We start from the raw sequence: 17,279 nt of genomic DNA on the forward strand, positions 1-17,279 counted from the left end.
ACCGCCGCCCGCGCTATTCGGCCAACGCGCGCATCTCTTTAATCAGGTCAGATTTACCTTCAAACCCTATGCCCGGCAGTTCTGGCATGACGATATGACCCTCTTCCACCTTAACTGAATCCGGGAAACCGCCGTACGGTTGGAACAGATCCGGATAACTTTCATTCCCACCGAGACCAAGACCCGCCGCAATGTTCAGCGACATCTGATGACCGCCATGCGGTATGCAGCGTGATGGGGACCAGCCAAACTGCGCCAGTACGTCGAGGGTACGCAGATATTCGACCAGACCGTAGGAAAGCGCACAGTCAAATTGCAGGTAGTCGCGATCCGGGCGCATGCCGCCGTAGCGCAGCAGGTTGCGCGCATCCTGATGAGAAAAGAGATTTTCACCCGTCGCCATCGAACCTGGGTAAAATTCTGACAGCGCGGCCTGGAGAGAATAATCCAGCGGGTCGCCAGCTTCTTCGTACCAGAACAATGGATAATCTCGTAGCATTTTGGCATAGGCAATACTGGTTTCCAGATTAAAGCGTCCATTGGCATCAACGGCAAGACGCGCTTCATCGCCAATTTCAGTCAACACCGCTTCGATACGGCGACGGTCCTCTTCCAACGATGCGCCACCGATTTTCATTTTAACCACGTTGTAGCCGCGGTTCAGGTAGCCTCGCATTTCCTGACGCAGCGCGCTCAGGTCTTTACCCGGATAATAGTAACCCCCCGCCGCGTAGACAAAGACGCGTGGATTCGCCTCAACACCCTTCATCTCAGCCAGCAGACGGAACAACGGCTTGTTGGCAATTTTGGCAACGGCATCCCAGATAGCCATATCCAGCGTACCCACAGCCACCGAACGCTCACCATGGCCCCCCGGCTTCTCATTACTCATCATGACGTCCCAGATTTTATGCGGATCCAGGTTATCGCCTTCGGCATTCAACAAACTTTCCGGGTCAGCGTCCAGAATGCGGTTACGGAAGCGTTCGCGGATCAATCCCCCCTGGCCGTAACGGCCATTAGAGTTAAATCCGTATCCCACCACACGGCGGCCCTCTATCTCAACATCAGTCACAACGGCCACCAGGCTGGTCGTCATCTTGCTGAAATCGATATAGGCATTACGAATAGGGGAAGCGATGGGTTTGGTAATTTCTACAACATCGAGGATACGCATGTTTTCTCCGGCGGGTTCTTGGTCAGTTATGCTTGCACTTACGCGCCTGTAAAAAGTGATAACTCATGCCGGTTTATTATTGGCATAATGCACTCAGGCAGCATTTAAGGACGCCATCGTCCTGTATTTCTCCATCTTAAGCAGTGCCTATTTACTGATCTAATGCCAAAGAGGCTGGCTGTAATGCAAAATCGGCATCACCTGGAACTCACCTGGCTTGAAGACTGCGTTGCGCTGGCGCAGTCACTCAATTTCTCCCGCGCAGCCGCTTCCCGATATGTGACGCAGCCCGCATTCAGTCGGCGCATTGTTTCACTGGAAGAGTGGCTTGGAACGCCGATTTTTGAACGTAACCGCCGTGGCGTCAGCCTGACTCGTGCGGGGGAAGTTTTCGTCGCTCAGGTGCCCGAACTGATCCGGGCGCTATACACCCTGAGAAATGAAACCATCGAAGCGGCGGGAAATTCCCGACCGGATGTTATTTTCTCCGCAACGCATTCCCTGTCGTTCTCATTTTTTCCGGCGCTGATGCGCAATAATGAAAAAATCGCCCGTTTCGGCTCATTTCGCCTGCTGTCAGACACGCTCAGCGCCTGTGAACGGATGATTGAAAAAGGGGATGCGCAGTTTCTGCTGTGTTATTACCACCCTCACATGCACATCAACCTCGATCAGACGAAATATCTTAGCGTCCGTCTCGGTCGAGAAATGTTATTACCTTACTCCAAATGCGATCCCCGCTCTCATCAGCCGCTCTGGCAGGCTACGGGGGGCAAAAAATTTCCGTTTCTCTCCTTCTCTGCAGAATCCGGTCTGGGGAGGATCCTCTCGAACACGTCATCGGTGAATCATGCCCGACGCGGTATGGACATCGCATTCACCGCCGATCTGGCCGCCACGCTGCTGGCAATGGTCAAAGCCGGGGACGGCATTGCCTGGCTGCCGGAAAGTCTGGCGGCCCCGGACGTTCAGGCCGGGACGATCGCCGCGGCGGCTTCACAGAAGAGCGGGTTATGGATACCCATTGATATCCGACTGTTTCGGCCTGCGGGCAGAATGTCCAGAGCAGTAGAAGAATTGTGGGGAATATTTGTGGATGAGCAGAGGTAAATACTCGCCAGGTAAAGAAGAATTATCCAGCCTGCAAAACGCGTCAGGCTGGATAACGCCAGAGGTTATTTACCCTGCATATATGGCGTATACACGCCGTTTAAGCTTTCGAGGAACGCCACGATATCGTCGATATCTTCCTGCGGCAGTTCTTTACCCACCTGATAACGCAGCATCAGTTTTACCGCGCCATCGAGCGTAGGCACATCACCGCGATGGAAATAAGGCGCGGTCAGCGCAACGTTACGCAAGCCCGGGACTTTTTGACGCAGCTTGTCACGTAATTCATTAGTGACGTTCATGCGGCCAATATCTGCGGCAGTGACCTCACCGAAATTAAAGTCCTTTTTCAACCCCAATGGCTCAAATGAGCGCCCGCCTAAAATAATACCGCCATGACAGGTCGCACACTTATTATCTTTAAACAATTGATAGCCATGTTTCTGCTGAGCAGTTAACGCCGCTTCATCGCCGCGTAGCCATTTATCAAACGGCGAATTTGGCGTAATTAGCGTTTTCTCAAACTCAGCAATCGCATCGGTAATATTATCCCCGCTGAATCCCTGCGGATAAACCGCGATAAACTCCTGCTTGAGTTGTGGATCCTTATCCAGTTTTTGGATAATTTCATCCCAGGATTTAGACGCCATTTCGATAGGGTTCAACGGCGGGCCGCCTGCCTGCGCCTGCAATGTTGGCGCACGACCATCCCAGAATTGTTCAACGTTGAAGACCGAGTTAAACACCGTCGGCGCATTAATCGGGCCAACGGCGCCGCCTACGCCGATCGACGTTTTCCGGCCATCCACGCCGCCTGCATTCAGGGCGTGGCAATGCGCGCAAGAAATCGTGCTGTCACCTGAAATACGCGGGTCGTGGTAAAGCGTAAAGCCAAGCGCTACTTTGCGGGCATCGGTTGGGATGCTTTCCGGTATCGGTTGTACCGGTTCATTACGATGCTGCGCGGCGGTATCGTTACTGGCGTAATACTGCTCACGCTGTTTCGCAATCCAGCCCAGGATCTCGGCTCGCTCCGTATCGCTGACCTTCCCGGCCCAGTGCAGCGCGGTATATCGCGTTGGCGGCATGGTGTCGTACTGCATCACCCATTCAATTTTATTCAGGTCGCTTTGCGAAACGGGTTTATCTGCGACCAGCGCCGCACGAACGGCTTCAAGATTGAATGATTTGTATCCCAGTTGAATATCATAATTCATCAACTGCTTAGCGACAGGAAAAGAAGAATAGAAAGGTAATTCAGCTGAAGGCGTGTGACAATAATCGCATCCTTTTTCGCGTAAAAATCCTAATACCTTATTATTTTCTTCCAGCGTAGAGGCCTGAACATCAGCCTGTTTGCTACGTTGATTATCGTGATACCACACATAACCGGATAATCCAAAATAACAAATCACGATGCCAGCTATGGCAATCGCGGTAAGACGGGTAATGATTTTCATTATTTTACCCTCACCGTTGTGAGTTATTGTGACCCAGAAAAATTAGAATAATTAATGCACAGTCTTTGTCAGACCTGACCATCATAGGAAATAAGGGGATTACTATTTTGATAAGTATCAAGCAATTACATGGAGGAGAACTATCAATAGAATAGCCTGCGCCTATTATAGAGATAAGGCGTTACCTGTCTCTGTTCACACCTCGTTGCAATCGAATGCTCTGAAAATGGAATATATTCAGATCATGCAGAATTTTGAATTATCCATTATTTTCATTGGGATAGTCTGATTCTTTAAATTTTGCTCAGCATTAAAACGTGATCAACCGCACGCTTTACTCACCCGACACCGAAGCGAATGTCTACGCTTAACTGACGACCGGGCAATAGCCTTCATCTTTCAACGTCCATCGGAGGTCTTTCTCATTATGCTCAACCAGAAACTACCCCACGCCCCTTCTGAAGAAATGACGATCGACATCGATCTGCTTTATGAAATGGATCCGTGCGAGTTAAAGCTGGATGAAATGATTGAGGCGGAGCCTGAGCCGGAGATGATTGAAGGACTTCCCGCTTCAGATGCGTTAACCCCTGCCGATCGTTATCTCGAACTGTTCGAACACGTCCAGTCATCCAAACTGTTTGCGGATAGTAAAACCTTCCCAGATTGTGCGCCCAAAATGGACCCGCTCGACATTTTAATTCGCTATCGCAAGGTTAAACGCCATCGGGACTTCGATCTGCGACGCTTCGTCGAGAACCATTTCTGGCTCCCGGAAACGCCCTCCAGCGAATACGTTTCTGACCCGGAAAGTTCGCTGAAAGAACATATCGATCAACTGTGGCCGGTGCTGACGCGCGAGCCGCAGGATCACATACCCTGGTCCTCGCTGCTGGCGTTACCGCAGTCATACATTGTGCCAGGCGGGCGTTTTAGCGAAACCTACTACTGGGATTCCTACTTTACCATGCTGGGTCTGGCAGAGAGCGGCCGCGAAGATCTGCTGAAATGTATGGCAGATAACTTTGCCTGGATGATTGAAAACTATGGTCACATCCCGAACGGCAACCGTACTTACTATCTGAGCCGCTCACAGCCGCCCGTTTTTGCCCTGATGGTGGAGCTGTTTGAAGAAGATGGTGTACGCGGCGCGCGTCGTTACCTTGATCATCTAAAAATGGAGTACGCGTTCTGGATGGATGGCGCCGATTCCCTGGTACTCAACCAGGCCTACCGCCACGTGATCAGAATGTCGGACGGCTCTCTACTTAACCGCTATTGGGACGATCGTGATACGCCGCGCGATGAGTCATGGCTTGAAGACGTCGAGACCGCCAAGCATTCGGGTCGCCCGCCCAATGAAGTGTATCGGGATTTACGCGCGGGCGCGGCTTCTGGCTGGGATTATTCATCGCGCTGGCTGCGCGACGCAGGCCGCCTTGCCAGCATACGCACCACGCAGTTCATCCCAATTGACCTGAACGCATTCCTCTACAAGCTGGAAAGCACTATCGCCAATATTTCCGCGCTGAAAGGTGACAAAGAAACGGAAGCGCTGTTTCGCCAGAAAGCCAGCGATCGTCGTGATGCGGTAAACCGCTATCTCTGGGACGATGAAAACGGCTGCTATCGCGATTACGACTGGCGGCGCGAACAAATGGCCCTGTTCTCTGCCGCCAGTATTGTGCCGCTGTATGTCGGTATGGCAACGCATGAACAAGCCGATCGGCTTGCTAACGCAGTTCGCAGTCGCCTGCTCACGCCCGGTGGCATTTTAGCCACGGAGCATGAAACCGGTGAGCAATGGGATAAACCCAACGGCTGGGCGCCGCTGCAGTGGATGGCGATCCAGGGCTTCAAACTGTACGGTGACGACCATCTCGGGGATGAAATTGCCCGTAACTGGTTGAAAACGGTGAATCTCTTTTATCAGGAACACCACAAGCTTATCGAAAAATACCACATAGCCGACGCCGCGCCGCGTGAAGGCGGCGGCGGGGAATATCCGTTGCAGGACGGCTTTGGCTGGACCAATGGCGTGGTGCGCCGACTCATCGGTTTGTATGGCGAACCCTAGCAGCTGACGGTCTGAGTCATCAGGCTTTCAGTTAATCGCATCGTACAGCTCGGCGTGAATTTTCTGCCATTTCTTGTTCTCAGGGCTTGGCTGGGCGCGAACACGCAGCTCGGCCTGCTCAAGATCATATTGCTGACGCGCAACGACCGCAGGCACGGAACAAAAACTTTGCAGATAACTTTTATGCAGCGAAGTGAGCGATGCCCCATTCGACATCGCATGGCTGAGCGTAGTCATAAACTGTCGGCATGGTTTGCTTTCATCCATCTGCGAAGGGTAACGCAGCAGCAGTCTCAACACCTCAGTATTGCCCGCCGAAAATGCCTGCTCCGTCCACGCCAGCTTCCAGTCCATCCCGCCCTGCAGGAACAGTGACGTCACGCGGGTGTCATTGCGATCGATAGCCGCCCGCATGTTAAAGGCATCCCAGGTGATGCCCATTCGGGTCACCGCCTCCCGTGCGCTGGGGGCATCGCGTCGCGGTTCCTCCTGCACAATTTCAACGGATTGTCCGGAAGACGACTGTGGCGCCGGCGAAGTGAATAACCAGAACGCACCCAGCGAAATCGCCAGCACCATCACGCCGACCGCTACCCACAACATACCGGAAATCAGCTGTTCACGTTCTTCCGCCGTGCGCTTGGCCCGCTTTTCCGGCGGATCAATACTGTCTGCGATTTCATGCTTATCGCCTCCCGCTTGCTCGTCTTTTTGCTTTGCTGTTTCCCAAAACTGGCGGACCATGGCCTCATCAGATTCCAGATACGACGCAGGATTAATGCGCGTACGCCGTTCTTCAAATGCCCGTTGCACAGGATGAGTTATCTGTCGGTACTGGTAGTCCAGCAACATCAGTTGTACCGACGTCAGCGGCTGCTGCGCGATAACGCAGTTACGAGCCAGGCGGCAATCATCCAAAAACATGCGTAGCGTGATACGCGGCTCAACAAATGACATGAGCACCGAAGTATCGTTAAAAATCTGCGTAAAGTGGCGAACGAATAATTTCTTATCGACGACCATCAGCGCCAGCTCGCTAAACATCATACCGTCCAGCGCATCTCGTCCTTCGCCCAACTTTAGCCAGCGACGCAGACGTTCACCACCAAAGTGCTGTTTCAGAAAGCTGTTGAGAGGATGTTGATCCGGCCATACCCGTGCAATCAGAGATTTGAGGGTTAATTCTATTGCGCGAAGTTGACGCTGCGCCCGCATCTGAGCATCCGGCTCCACAGGTGCAATTTCGGTTTGATACTTCAGGATGGGCTGTTGCTGGCGTAATTGTTCCAGAGAAGCCACAAAGCGCAGCGCTGAAATCAGCTGGTTTTCACTGACGTCCTGGCCATTTTCATATTGGGGTACACTCTGTTGAAGATGACGTAGCCGCAGAGTGAACTGGCTCAATTGCGCATCATTCATCTGCAACCGTCTGGCGACAGCCCCCCAGCCGCCCAGATTCAGTCGTGCCTGATCCAGTTGTTCGAGAAACCACCGTGGGTCTTTGCCTTCTGCGGCATGTACGCCTAGCAGCAGTAATATTTCTACCGACGCCTGGCGGATAATCCCCAGACAATGTTCAAAGGGTGTACATGTCGCTTGTAACGCGCTATTGGTCATCATCTTCCCTAAAAGGACCCAAAACGTGCGGCCTCACCATGGTATGTAATTATCTTTTTTAAACGCAACGTTGTGCCGATGTAGACTAGAACACATTCATATAGCAAATAAATAAGTTTTACAGTGACTTCCGCACAATCATTGAAAATTATTCTGGAGATAAGCCTGTGCCTGTACTGCAAACATCACGTCTGCTCTGCCGCCCACTGACAGAAAATGACTGGACGTTCTTCTTAACGCTACAGCAGAACCCAGATGTGATGCGGTTTGTCGCTGACGCACGTACTGAAGAGGAAATACGGACAGCCTTCGACTCCCGCCTGCCTGAATGGTTTCCCGGCAGCCCGCACTGGCTATGTTTGCTCCTGTGCGATAAGACATCGGGAGCACCGCTTGGCGTGACAGGATACATTCAGGAGAGCAATGAGTGTGCCGAGGTTGGCTTTCTGCTCGCCCCAGAGGCGCAGGGTAAAGGGTATGGCGTTGAATCTCTGCATGCCGTGTGTGAATACGCATTTGCCAGCGGCGGTCTGCGGCGACTGACCGCCTGTGTCACCGCAGGAAACGAAGCCTCACGGCGTCTGTTGGAAAAGGTCGGGTTCATTCATGAAGGCACGCTACGCGCAAGCTACTGGCTACATCATACCTGGCACGATGACTGGATTTTTGGTCTGTTAAAACAGGAATATCAGCCGCCCACGGCATAGGTCGTTTTGCGGTAAATACTGGCTGTCAGGCAACTAGCGTAACGGCGTGTTTTTTTTAGAATAGGTCTCTTTGCACAGAGACTATTATGCCGCTGCGTTCGACGCATTTCACGCCCGCTTGTATTGCATTTATTAAGCAATGGCAGGGCTTGTCGCTGGAAAAGTATCAGGACAAAAAAGGCATCTGGGTCATTGGCTACGGACACGAAATCACCGCCAATGAATCCTTTGATACCCCAATTACGGTGATGCAGGCAGAAACATTGCTGCTCGCAGATATGAGGATCTGCGAGGCATTCATTCATAAGGAAATGACGCAAATAAAAGACAGGTTTCAGCTGGAAGCATTAATTACGTGGATATTCAGTGTGGGAATTACCCAATTTTGCGCTAAAAATATCTGGCCAGTGTCTATTTCACAGCCAGAAACATTCTGACTGTGAAATATGTTCCTAGTAAATGGTGTTGTTTAACATCATTGCCGCCTGCGTACGGTTTTTTACCTCCAGGCGCTGGTACAACGATTCAAGATGGGCTTTTACCGTTCCGGTACTGATATTTAACAGTCGACCAATTTGTTTATTAGATTCTCCGGCGGCCAGCATGGTCAAAATCTCCCGCTGACGCGCGCTGAGCAATCTGATATTTTGCCCACCGCTTTCGGTAGCGGTTATGCAGTCTCTGGGGATAAACATCATACCCATCGCGACGCTATTGAGGGCCAGCGTAAAGGTTTCCACGTCAGAATCGCGCGGAACAATGGCCAGCACGTTCAGTTTAGTGACCTCTTGCAGCCATTTTTTACGGCAGTCCGTTGCGGTCACCAGCACCTTCACCATCGCAAAGCGCTCTGCTATCTGTTGCAGCAAGCTACAGCAGAACTCAGCATCAAGGTCGCCATCCAATATAACTAATGCCTCGGGTTTATCTTCCAGCGTCAGCCAAAGTTCATCTGCCTGACTGACACCCTGAACATCCACTCCTGGAATACGTTGCTGCAAACTTACATTCATTCCATGAATAAATATTGACTGCCTGTCAAACATTACTACCTGCATTATTTATCTCCATCCGAATAGGATATTAGCCTTAACATGCGGAAGGGTATTACCCATAGGGTAAAATAAGAAGTCACCATTTGGCAGGGGGCCATTTTACCGATAGACGGAGAAGAAAGAAGCAGAAGTTATGAATAGTTACAGCTCAACCCGAAGGATCATACAAAGGAGCAAAAACAGGTTCGAAAATTAGGGAAAGTCTTAATATTCGACGCTCATGATAAGACAATGAATATTAATTAATATGATTTTATATTTTTAGCTAAAAATAAGATATCTACGACAATGGATAAATCTGTTACAAAATACAATCTAGCATTAAGTGCTTATTCAACGCATGCCGTGACCTGTTGAATAAGCACCTTATGGGTTTACAGGAACATTCCGCCGGATACCTCGATACGCTGTGCCGTCATCCAGGCCAGTTCATCGCTGAGCAGCGCAGCAATGGCATCGCCGATATCATCCGGCAAACCAACGCGTCCCAGCGCCGTTTGCGATGCAATGTACGCATTCAATTGCGCATTATCCCGCACATTTCCGCCGCTAAAATCCGTTTCTATTGCGCCTGGCGCAATAATATTCGCCGTTATACCGCGCTCTCCCAGCTCTTTTGCCTGATAACGGGTTAACACTTCCATCGCACCTTTCATGGCTGCGTATGCGCTGTAACCCGGTAGCGCAAAGCGGGCAAGTCCGGTCGAGACATTGAGGATGCGACCACCTTTATTCATCAGCGGTAGCAGGCTCTGCGTCAGGAAAAAGGGGCCCTTAAAATGGATGTTCAAAAGTTGGTCAAATTGCGCTTCAGTAAATGCCGGATACGGTGCGTTAATGCCGATTCCGGCATTGTTCAATAAATAATCAAACACGTTACTTTGCCACTGCGTTTGTAACGTTCCCTGCACCTGTTGAACAAACTGAGGGAATGTAGAAATATCACCGACATTCAACGGTAATGCCGCTGCTTTACCGCCAGATTGGCGTATTTCATCCACAACCTGCTGCGCTTCTTTTTCATTACTGTTCCACGTCAGGATAATACCGATTCCTTTACTCGCCAGCTTCAGCGCCGCGTTTTTACCGAGTCCACGGCCGCCGCCAGTCAACAATGCGATACGTTGCGTCATAAGAAACCTCATTTCAGGTGTTGTGAAGATTGAGACAAAGCTTATTAGGTGATAGAAGAACAATAAATACTGCTAACTGCGCATTACTGTTTCATTTAGAACAACAATAGGGCATGAGAATGGATAAAATTCACGCAATGCAGTTGTTCATCCGCGTCGCAGAACTGGAGAGCTTTTCGCGTGCCGCAGACACCCTCGGACTTCCTAAAGGTAGCGTATCGCGCCAGATCCAGGCTCTGGAAAATCATCTGGGCACGCAGTTGTTGCACCGCACAACACGCCGCGTTCAGCTCACGCAAGACGGCATGATCTATTACGAACGCGCGAAAGATCTGTTGAGTAATCTGGATGAGCTGGATGGGTTGTTCCATCACGATCCGTCCAGCATCAGCGGCAAGCTGCGCGTTGATATGCCGGTCGGTGTAGCAAGAAACCTGGTGATGCCCCGCTTACCGAGCTTTTTGCATCAGTATCCAGGCCTGGAACTCGAACTCAGCAGCAGCGACCGTCTGGTGGATTTGATCCGCGAAGGTTTCGACTGTGTGGTACGCGTGGGTACGCTGAAAGATTCAGGGCTGATTGCGCGCCCACTGGGGAAACTCACGCAGATTAACTGCGCCAGCCCGCAATACCTCGCCCGCTTTGGTTATCCGGAAAATCTGGAGGATCTTGCCTCGCATGCAGTGGTGCATTACTCGGTCAATTTGGGAACGCGTGCGCAAGGTTTCGAAGTGGCGACAGAAAACGGCACGCAATGGGTTAAAACCGGCGGCATGCTAACGGTAAACAGTACCGAAACCTATCACGCGGCATGCCTTGCCGGTCTGGGCATTATTCAGGTGCCGCGCGTTGGCATGCGTGATGCCCTGCGCGCCGGTACGCTGGTCGAAGTGTTGCCGCAATATCGCGCCGAGCCAATGCCAGTCTCTTTGCTTTATCCGCATCGGCGCAACCTCTCCCGCCGGGTACATCTGTTTATGGAATGGCTGACTGGCGTGATGAAAGACTATGTGGATTAGTCCATTTTTCAGGATGCGCCCCTGAGCAGGCTATAATGTCATGAGTGAACAAAATAAGGACAACCGATCGGATGACGCAGGAACAAGACGCAAAACACCCTACGCCAGAACATAAATCAGCCTCCGCCTCGCCGGAGAAAAACGCTAAAGCGAACCAGGCGCTGAAAACCGCGCTGACCTTCGCCGATAAAATTCAACGCCAGCCCATCATCGCCCATCTTATTCGTGCCGCAGAGCGGTTTAACGATCGTATGGGAAATCAGTTTGGCGCCGCCATTACCTACTTCTCGTTTCTGTCGATGATCCCAATCCTGATGGTGTCGTTTGCCGCCGCGGGTTTTATTCTCGCTTCGCACCCTACGCTGTTGCAGGATATCTTCAGCAAGATTCTGCTGAACGTCAGCGATCCGACGCTCGCCTCTACGCTGAAAAACACCATCAATACCGCCGTTCAGCAGCGTACGACCGTAGGTTTGGTTGGGCTGGGTATCGCGCTCTATTCCGGCATTAACTGGATGGGGAACCTGCGCGAAGCGATTCGTGCCCAGTCGCGGGATGTTTGGGAACGTACGCCGCAGGATCAGGAAAAAATTTGGGTCAAATATCTGCGTGATTTTGTTTCCTTGATTGGCTTACTGGTTGCGCTGATTGTTACTCTGTCCATTACCTCTATCGCCGGTTCCGCCCAGCAGATGATTATCTCTGCGCTGTATCTCGACGGCATCGAATGGCTGAAGCCCGCCTGGCGGCTGATCGGCCTGACCATCTCTATTTTCGCCAACTACTTGCTGTTCTTCTGGATTTTCTGGCGGCTACCGCGTCACCGACCGCGTAAGAAAGCGCTCATTCGAGGTACCTTTATCGCGGCGCTGGGGTTTGAAGTCATCAAAATGATCATGACGTATACGCTGCCATCACTGGTGCAGTCGCCGTCGGGCGCGGCATTTGGTTCCGTGCTTGGACTGATGGCGTTCTTCTACTTCTTCGCTCGTCTGACCCTGTTTTGCGCAGCCTGGATTGCCACGGCGGAATACAAAGACGACCCGCGTATGCCGGGGAAAACACACCGCTAATCTTTGTTAACTGGCCGGATGGGGCTGCGCTGATCTGGCCTACGGGAGAGTTTTGTTGGCCGGATAAGCGCAGCGCCATCCGGCAATTATAATGCCGCCTGCTCTCACTGATTTAGTGAATAAATCCAACCCGTAACTTTTATTTAACCAAAAACCAGTTTTATCATCCAAGTTTTAAATTGTGTGAAGCATTTCATGGAAGTGAAATCTCAAGCCTAAAAATTATCCCCTTTTTGCTCTATTTTTGACCGATCTCAAAGTTTGTTACAGATTGAAATGTCTCTTTTGCTGTGCGTAATATGACCTTTCGTTCGGCCAAAAATAAGAAAATATTATGCAAGCAACAGCCACAACACTCGACATCGAACAGGAACACACCCCGGTCAACTCGCGCAATAAAGTTGTCGTCGCCTCGCTCATTGGCACCGCCATTGAGTTCTTCGACTTCTATATTTACGCCACCGCCGCGGTGATCGTGTTCCCGCATATCTTCTTCCCGCAGGGGGATCCGACCGCGGCTACGCTACAGTCCCTCGCCACTTTTGCTATCGCCTTTGTGGCCCGACCAATCGGTTCCGCGGTGTTCGGACATTTCGGCGATCGTGTCGGCCGTAAAGTCACGCTGGTTGCTTCACTGCTTACCATGGGGATCTCGACAGTCGTCATTGGCCTGCTGCCGGGCTATGAAACTATCGGCATTTTCGCCCCACTGCTGCTGGCGCTGGCGCGTTTTGGTCAGGGTTTAGGTCTGGGCGGTGAATGGGGCGGCGCAGCGTTGCTGGCGACGGAAAACGCGCCACCGCGCAAACGCGCGCTGTACGGATCATTTCCGCAGCTGGGCGCGCCTATCGGTTTCTTCTTCGCCAACGGTACCTTTCTGCTGCTCTCCTGGCTGCTGACCGACGAACAGTTCATGAGCTGGGGCTGGCGCGTACCGTTTATCTTCTCCGCGGTGCTGGTGATTATCGGTCTGTACGTCCGCGTTTCGTTGCATGAATCCCCGGTCTTCGCCAAAGTAGCCGCGGCGAAAAAACAGGTGAAAATCCCGCTGGGTACTCTACTGACAAAACATGTTCGCGTGACGATCCTCGGCACGTTCATCATGCTGGCGACCTATACGCTGTTCTATATCATGACCGTCTATTCGATGACGTTCAGTACCGCCGCAGCGCCTGTAGGGCTTGGCCTGCCGCGTAATGAAGTGTTGTGGATGCTGATGATGGCGGTCATTGGTTTTGGCGTCATGGTGCCGGTGGCGGGCCTGCTGGCCGATGCGTTTGGTCGCCGCAAGAGCATGCTCATCATCACCACGCTGATCATTCTGTTTGCGCTTTTTGCCTTTAAACCGCTGCTCGGCTCTGGCAATCCGGTGCTGGTGTTCGCCTTCCTGTTGCTGGGCTTAAGCCTGATGGGTCTGACATTTGGCCCGATGGGCGCACTGCTGCCGGAGCTGTTCCCGACCGAAGTGCGCTACACGGGGGCGTCGTTCTCATACAACGTTTCGTCGATTCTCGGCGCATCGGTTGCCCCATACATTGCTGCATGGTTGCAGGCGAATTATGGTCTGGCGGCTGTTGGTACGTATCTGGCATCGATGGCGGCATTAACGCTGATTGCACTGCTGTTGACCCACGAAACCCGCCATCAGTCGTTGTAATTCTTTTGCCGGATGCGGCGTAACCACCTTATCCGGCCTGGGTTGAGCATGAAATCCAGGCCGGATAAACATCCGGCCAGACATCACTTCTTCATCTGTGACAGGATCGTCCGGCACTGATTCGCGTCACCCTCTGACGGCGAAATCAGCGCCAACAAGGCTGCCGCGGGAGTAACTAACGTGGCTAATGCGGCAGCAACCGCACCGCGCGCAATCAGCGGTCCGGCCTTCACGCCAGCCTGCGGATTCTTAAAGGTGCCGCGAACATACAGCGGCGAACGCAGAGTAATAATACGAATCCCTTTGCTCTCCGGATCGATGGTTAAATCCAGTTGCTCCGACGCAAAGCTCGCCGTACCAGTGACATTAATGACTGCGTTTTCCGTGTCGAAAGCAAAAATCTGCGGACGCGCCACGCCGTTAACAATATCCAGATTCGCCGCCGCGCAGTTCACCCGCACTTCGTCATCACCAAATATCTGCCCGACAAGATAGTTCCCCAGATTCAAGCCCACAATTTCCATCAGATTCCGGCTGATCAAGCCGTCATTCATCAGCAGTTTCAGGTTGCCATTGCTGTTACCCAGCAGCGCCGCTACCGAGTTTCCACTTCCGCTAAACCGGGCGTCCCCGTTCATTTCACCGAGCGTTTTCTGCATCAGTTCCACATCGGGCATCAGCGCTTTTAGCTTCAGCCGCCGCGCCTGAATATCCGCCTGCCCCCGCATCGGCTTTTTATCCCCTTCCAGATGGATGCTGGAGACAATGCTGCCTCCCGCAAGACCAAATTTCAGCGGTTGCAGGCGCAGGTCAGCATTTTTCAGGATGATATGAGTGGAGAGATCGCTGATCGGCAGGCTACTGCCATGCTCAATACGCCGTCCTTTGAAACGCACGTCAGCGTCCATCACGTTCCATTTATCGGTTTCAAAACGGTCATACGGCAAGACCTTGTCCGCTGGCTGAACGCTCTTCTCACCTTTGCGCTGTTCAGATTGTTTTGCCCGTTCCGCCCCTTTGCCTGAATCCACCCCGATCAGCGGCCCCAAATCGGCCAGCCTCAGCTGGCGTGATTCCACATCGCCCTTCAGCATGGGTCGCGGCTTACCGGTGGTGTAGGCCAGCGTTCCGTGAATATCGCTGTCGCCAATGCGGCCATTGAAATCGCGATAATCAAAAACAGAGGATTTTTCCGGGTCAATTTTCGCCACCAGACGTCCGTCGGTTTCAAACGGCGGCGTATCCGGGAGCAGTACGCCGGTCAAATCGTACAAATCCCCTAGCGAATCTCCCGAGAATTTAAGCCGCAGATCCGCCCCGCCCATATTCATCGGATCGTTTATCGTGCCGATAAACGCTACGCGCGTATTGCCCGAACGGAAATCAGCCTGAATCGGGAAAGGCGTATCTTCGCCACGCAGCGCCAGCATTCCGCCTATTTTTCCGCTACCGCTTAGCGGTTCGCCGTTATATCGCCCTTGCGCTTTCAGCCCAAACACGTAGTCCTCGACGCGGGCGTTGCTCTCTTTACCTTTTGCGCCGGTCACTTCGCTAAAGGGCAACGGTTTACCCAGCGGATCGACCAGGATCTCAATCTCCGACTTCGTCACCTTATCGTTAATGGCGATACGTCCCTGGTCGAACAGAATGTTATCCAGCCGGAAAGACCATGCTGATGGCGGCGCATCAGGATCGCGGTTTTCGTCCCCAGCTAAGTTAAAGGTCCAGTTATTGTTTTTCTCCGACAGGCGGATCAGCCGCGCATCGGGTTTGACCAGCTTGACCCACGGGAGCCAGACGGTTTTTGTCAGCAGTGCCAGCGGGGCGAGCGTAGCTTCAACACGCGGAAGATGCACCATGGTGACGTCGGGAATGTCCGGCGGGTTGCCGAGGATAATATCTTCAGCATGAACATGCGGCCACGGAACCCAGCTACGCCAGCCAGTTTCCTGCTTCTGGCGTTCCCAAACCACGCCCAGGTCACCCCGTATAGCAAAGGGCCGGTTGAGTTCTGTAGAGACTTTCTGGTTGATGGTCGGTTTGAGCCGGTTCCAGTCAAATGTCGCAATCACAATGATGAGTACGACGATCAACAACAAGAAAACCCCTATTACTGAAGTGGTTATTTTACCTGTTCTCGTCATGTCTAACCTCCTTACTTCCTTCCTTGCCTGTCCTAAAGATAGTCCAGCAGGATGAAAAGGAGGTGCACTACGCCCTCATCAAAGCGACAGGATCACCTCTTCAAGCGTATCCAGAGGCACTGGACGAGAGAGAAAATAGCCTTGCGCAGCGAAAGCCGGTGAGTTTTGCACATCGCGCCACTCTTCCAGCGTTTCAACGCCTTCGACAATGACACCGCGGCAATAGCGGTTCATGAGCTGTAATAGTAGTGTGAAGAGATTACGTCCCTCCGGCGTCTTGCGCAGCATGACGAACAGATCCCGCGCCACTTTGATATAGTCATAACTCACTTCACTTAGCGCCGAGAAGTTCGCCATTCCGGTACCAAAGTCATCCAGCCAGAGCGGGCCGAACTCGCACATTGAGGCGAACGACGACCCCTTCGGCAAGCGGATATGTTCCACCAGCTCAAAACGCAGCCACGGCAGGCCTTCAATTATTTTCAGGATTTCGGGATCCTGACGCATCGCAATGAGTGTTGGTCCATCGACATTCACTGAAGCCAGCAGGTTGTTGGCTCTGAAAAAGCCCCCTTTCAGCTCAAGCTGCAGAAGTTGCTCTTTCACTACATCAACACGATGCCGTACAGCCACTTCAGCAAAATAGCGGTCTGGTGCAATACGTTGGGAAGGGTTATCAGGATGGCTCACGACGGTCAGCAGTTCAACGGCCATCAGCCGTCCGTTGGTCTGGTAAATTGGCTGGTAGGTGTAAGCACGCTCGCACTGCAGCCAATAGCGTCTTTCCAGCAAGCTTTCAATACTCGCATCGGGCGTAATGAGCTGCTGGGTAACCTGCTTTATCATCTGAGATGTCCTGTAAATAAGAGTGTGACTGACCGGACTCGTCAAAGGTTATCGGCGCTCAGACGAAGAACTTTACGTTCAGCTGTGCGCAAAAATAAAAACTAAGCGGCAAAAACAACGCAGAACACGTGCTGGCTCAAAAAAATAATGGAACGATGTTTTAATATAGTTGACCACTTAACACCCACAGCGCACACTAACGCT

At 52.1% G+C, this 17,279-nt stretch carries 14 protein-coding genes; 7 read left to right on the forward strand and 7 right to left on the reverse strand.

Translation table 11 applies throughout. The features are described 5' to 3' along the window. Positions 1–13 precede the first annotated feature (13 nt). Positions 14–1,177, reverse strand: coding sequence for a mandelate racemase/muconate lactonizing enzyme family protein (locus tag ACHHZ7_RS18590; RefSeq protein ID WP_008786398.1), 1,164 nt, complete (start codon positions 1,175–1,177; stop codon positions 14–16). Between the two features lie 183 nt (positions 1,178–1,360). On the opposite strand from ACHHZ7_RS18590, the gene ACHHZ7_RS18595 reads away from it, so the two are divergent. Further along, positions 1,361–2,287 (forward strand): LysR family transcriptional regulator, encoded by a 927-nt coding sequence (locus ACHHZ7_RS18595; RefSeq protein WP_020996067.1) that lies wholly within the window; start codon positions 1,361–1,363, stop codon positions 2,285–2,287. Between the two features lie 65 nt (positions 2,288–2,352). Here the strand turns inward: ACHHZ7_RS18595 and ACHHZ7_RS18600 are convergent, their stop codons facing one another. Continuing rightward, the gene (locus ACHHZ7_RS18600; RefSeq protein WP_008786400.1) at positions 2,353–3,747 is read right to left on the reverse strand and encodes a cytochrome-c peroxidase; all 1,395 of its coding nucleotides are present in this window, start codon (positions 3,745–3,747) and stop codon (positions 2,353–2,355) included. 427 nt (positions 3,748–4,174) lie between these two features. On the opposite strand from ACHHZ7_RS18600, the gene ACHHZ7_RS18605 reads away from it, so the two are divergent. Further along, positions 4,175–5,824: an alpha,alpha-trehalase gene (locus tag ACHHZ7_RS18605; protein WP_003827453.1), complete on the forward strand. Its 1,650-nt coding sequence runs from the start codon at positions 4,175–4,177 to the stop codon at positions 5,822–5,824. A gap of 27 nt (positions 5,825–5,851) precedes the next feature. Here the strand turns inward: ACHHZ7_RS18605 and ACHHZ7_RS18610 are convergent, their stop codons facing one another. After that, positions 5,852–7,441, reverse strand: coding sequence for an STY4199 family HEPN domain-containing protein (locus ACHHZ7_RS18610; protein WP_060682917.1), 1,590 nt, complete (start codon positions 7,439–7,441; stop codon positions 5,852–5,854). A gap of 167 nt (positions 7,442–7,608) precedes the next feature. Here ACHHZ7_RS18610 and ACHHZ7_RS18615 point away from each other — a divergent pair, with 167 nt between their 5' ends. Together ACHHZ7_RS18615 and ACHHZ7_RS18620 are read left to right on the forward strand one after the other, a co-directional pair. Further along, on the forward strand, positions 7,609–8,148 hold the full coding sequence (locus ACHHZ7_RS18615) for a GNAT family N-acetyltransferase (RefSeq protein WP_060682918.1): 540 nt from the start codon (positions 7,609–7,611) through the stop codon (positions 8,146–8,148). 86 nt (positions 8,149–8,234) lie between these two features. After that, entirely contained in the window at positions 8,235–8,585 is a 351-nt protein-coding gene (locus ACHHZ7_RS18620; RefSeq protein WP_060682919.1) for a glycoside hydrolase family protein, read from the forward strand. Between the two features lie 15 nt (positions 8,586–8,600). Here ACHHZ7_RS18620 and ACHHZ7_RS18625 read toward each other — a convergent pair whose 3' ends face one another. Then, positions 8,601–9,206: a response regulator transcription factor gene (locus tag ACHHZ7_RS18625; protein WP_060682920.1), complete on the reverse strand. Its 606-nt coding sequence runs from the start codon at positions 9,204–9,206 to the stop codon at positions 8,601–8,603. Between the two features lie 371 nt (positions 9,207–9,577). Then, on the reverse strand, positions 9,578–10,336 hold the full coding sequence (locus ACHHZ7_RS18630) for an SDR family NAD(P)-dependent oxidoreductase (protein ID WP_192464010.1): 759 nt from the start codon (positions 10,334–10,336) through the stop codon (positions 9,578–9,580). Positions 10,337–10,455: 119 nt separating this feature from the next. Between ACHHZ7_RS18630 and ACHHZ7_RS18635 the strand changes: the two genes are divergently transcribed. From ACHHZ7_RS18635 to ACHHZ7_RS18645, 3 genes are all read left to right on the forward strand, one after another. Beyond that, entirely contained in the window at positions 10,456–11,355 is a 900-nt protein-coding gene (locus ACHHZ7_RS18635) for a LysR family transcriptional regulator (protein WP_060682921.1), read from the forward strand. A 71-nt stretch (positions 11,356–11,426) separates the two neighbouring features. After that, positions 11,427–12,428 carry an inner membrane protein YhjD gene (yhjD, locus tag ACHHZ7_RS18640; protein ID WP_020996065.1) on the forward strand — a complete coding sequence of 334 codons (1,002 nt, stop codon included), beginning with the start codon at positions 11,427–11,429 and terminating at the stop codon, positions 12,426–12,428. Positions 12,429–12,762: 334 nt separating this feature from the next. Next, the gene (locus ACHHZ7_RS18645; protein WP_060682922.1) at positions 12,763–14,085 is read left to right on the forward strand and encodes an MFS transporter; all 1,323 of its coding nucleotides are present in this window, start codon (positions 12,763–12,765) and stop codon (positions 14,083–14,085) included. 83 nt (positions 14,086–14,168) lie between these two features. On the opposite strand, the gene ACHHZ7_RS18650 is transcribed toward ACHHZ7_RS18645, so the two are convergent. Beyond that, on the reverse strand, positions 14,169–16,229 hold the full coding sequence (locus tag ACHHZ7_RS18650) for an AsmA family protein (protein ID WP_032945315.1): 2,061 nt from the start codon (positions 16,227–16,229) through the stop codon (positions 14,169–14,171). 78 nt (positions 16,230–16,307) lie between these two features. Continuing rightward, positions 16,308–17,075, reverse strand: a complete 768-nt coding sequence (pdeH, locus tag ACHHZ7_RS18655; protein ID WP_008786408.1) for a cyclic-guanylate-specific phosphodiesterase — start codon at positions 17,073–17,075, stop codon at positions 16,308–16,310. Positions 17,076–17,279: the final 204 nt, after the last annotated feature.

This window comes from Citrobacter freundii complex sp. 2024EL-00216 (assembly GCF_043945515.1).
GTDB lineage: Bacteria > Pseudomonadota > Gammaproteobacteria > Enterobacterales > Enterobacteriaceae > Citrobacter > Citrobacter portucalensis.

Excerpts from the sequence above, each read along its gene's own strand:
- ACHHZ7_RS18590 (WP_008786398.1), bottom strand. The coding sequence starts at position 1,177 with ATGCGTATCCTCGATGTTGTAGAAATTACCAAACCCATCGCTTCCCCT.
- ACHHZ7_RS18595 (WP_020996067.1), top strand. The coding sequence starts at position 1,361 with ATGCAAAATCGGCATCACCTGGAACTCACCTGGCTTGAAGACTGCGTT.
- ACHHZ7_RS18600 (WP_008786400.1), bottom strand. The coding sequence starts at position 3,747 with ATGAAAATCATTACCCGTCTTACCGCGATTGCCATAGCTGGCATCGTG.
- ACHHZ7_RS18605 (WP_003827453.1), top strand. The coding sequence starts at position 4,175 with ATGCTCAACCAGAAACTACCCCACGCCCCTTCTGAAGAAATGACGATC.
- ACHHZ7_RS18610 (WP_060682917.1), bottom strand. The coding sequence starts at position 7,441 with ATGACCAATAGCGCGTTACAAGCGACATGTACACCCTTTGAACATTGT.
- ACHHZ7_RS18620 (WP_060682919.1), top strand. The coding sequence starts at position 8,235 with ATGCCGCTGCGTTCGACGCATTTCACGCCCGCTTGTATTGCATTTATT.
- ACHHZ7_RS18625 (WP_060682920.1), bottom strand. The coding sequence starts at position 9,206 with ATGCAGGTAGTAATGTTTGACAGGCAGTCAATATTTATTCATGGAATG.
- ACHHZ7_RS18630 (WP_192464010.1), bottom strand. The coding sequence starts at position 10,336 with ATGACGCAACGTATCGCATTGTTGACTGGCGGCGGCCGTGGACTCGGT.
- ACHHZ7_RS18635 (WP_060682921.1), top strand. The coding sequence starts at position 10,456 with ATGGATAAAATTCACGCAATGCAGTTGTTCATCCGCGTCGCAGAACTG.
- yhjD (WP_020996065.1), top strand. The coding sequence starts at position 11,427 with ATGACGCAGGAACAAGACGCAAAACACCCTACGCCAGAACATAAATCA.
- ACHHZ7_RS18645 (WP_060682922.1), top strand. The coding sequence starts at position 12,763 with ATGCAAGCAACAGCCACAACACTCGACATCGAACAGGAACACACCCCG.
- ACHHZ7_RS18650 (WP_032945315.1), bottom strand. The coding sequence starts at position 16,229 with ATGACGAGAACAGGTAAAATAACCACTTCAGTAATAGGGGTTTTCTTG.
- pdeH (WP_008786408.1), bottom strand. The coding sequence starts at position 17,075 with ATGATAAAGCAGGTTACCCAGCAGCTCATTACGCCCGATGCGAGTATT.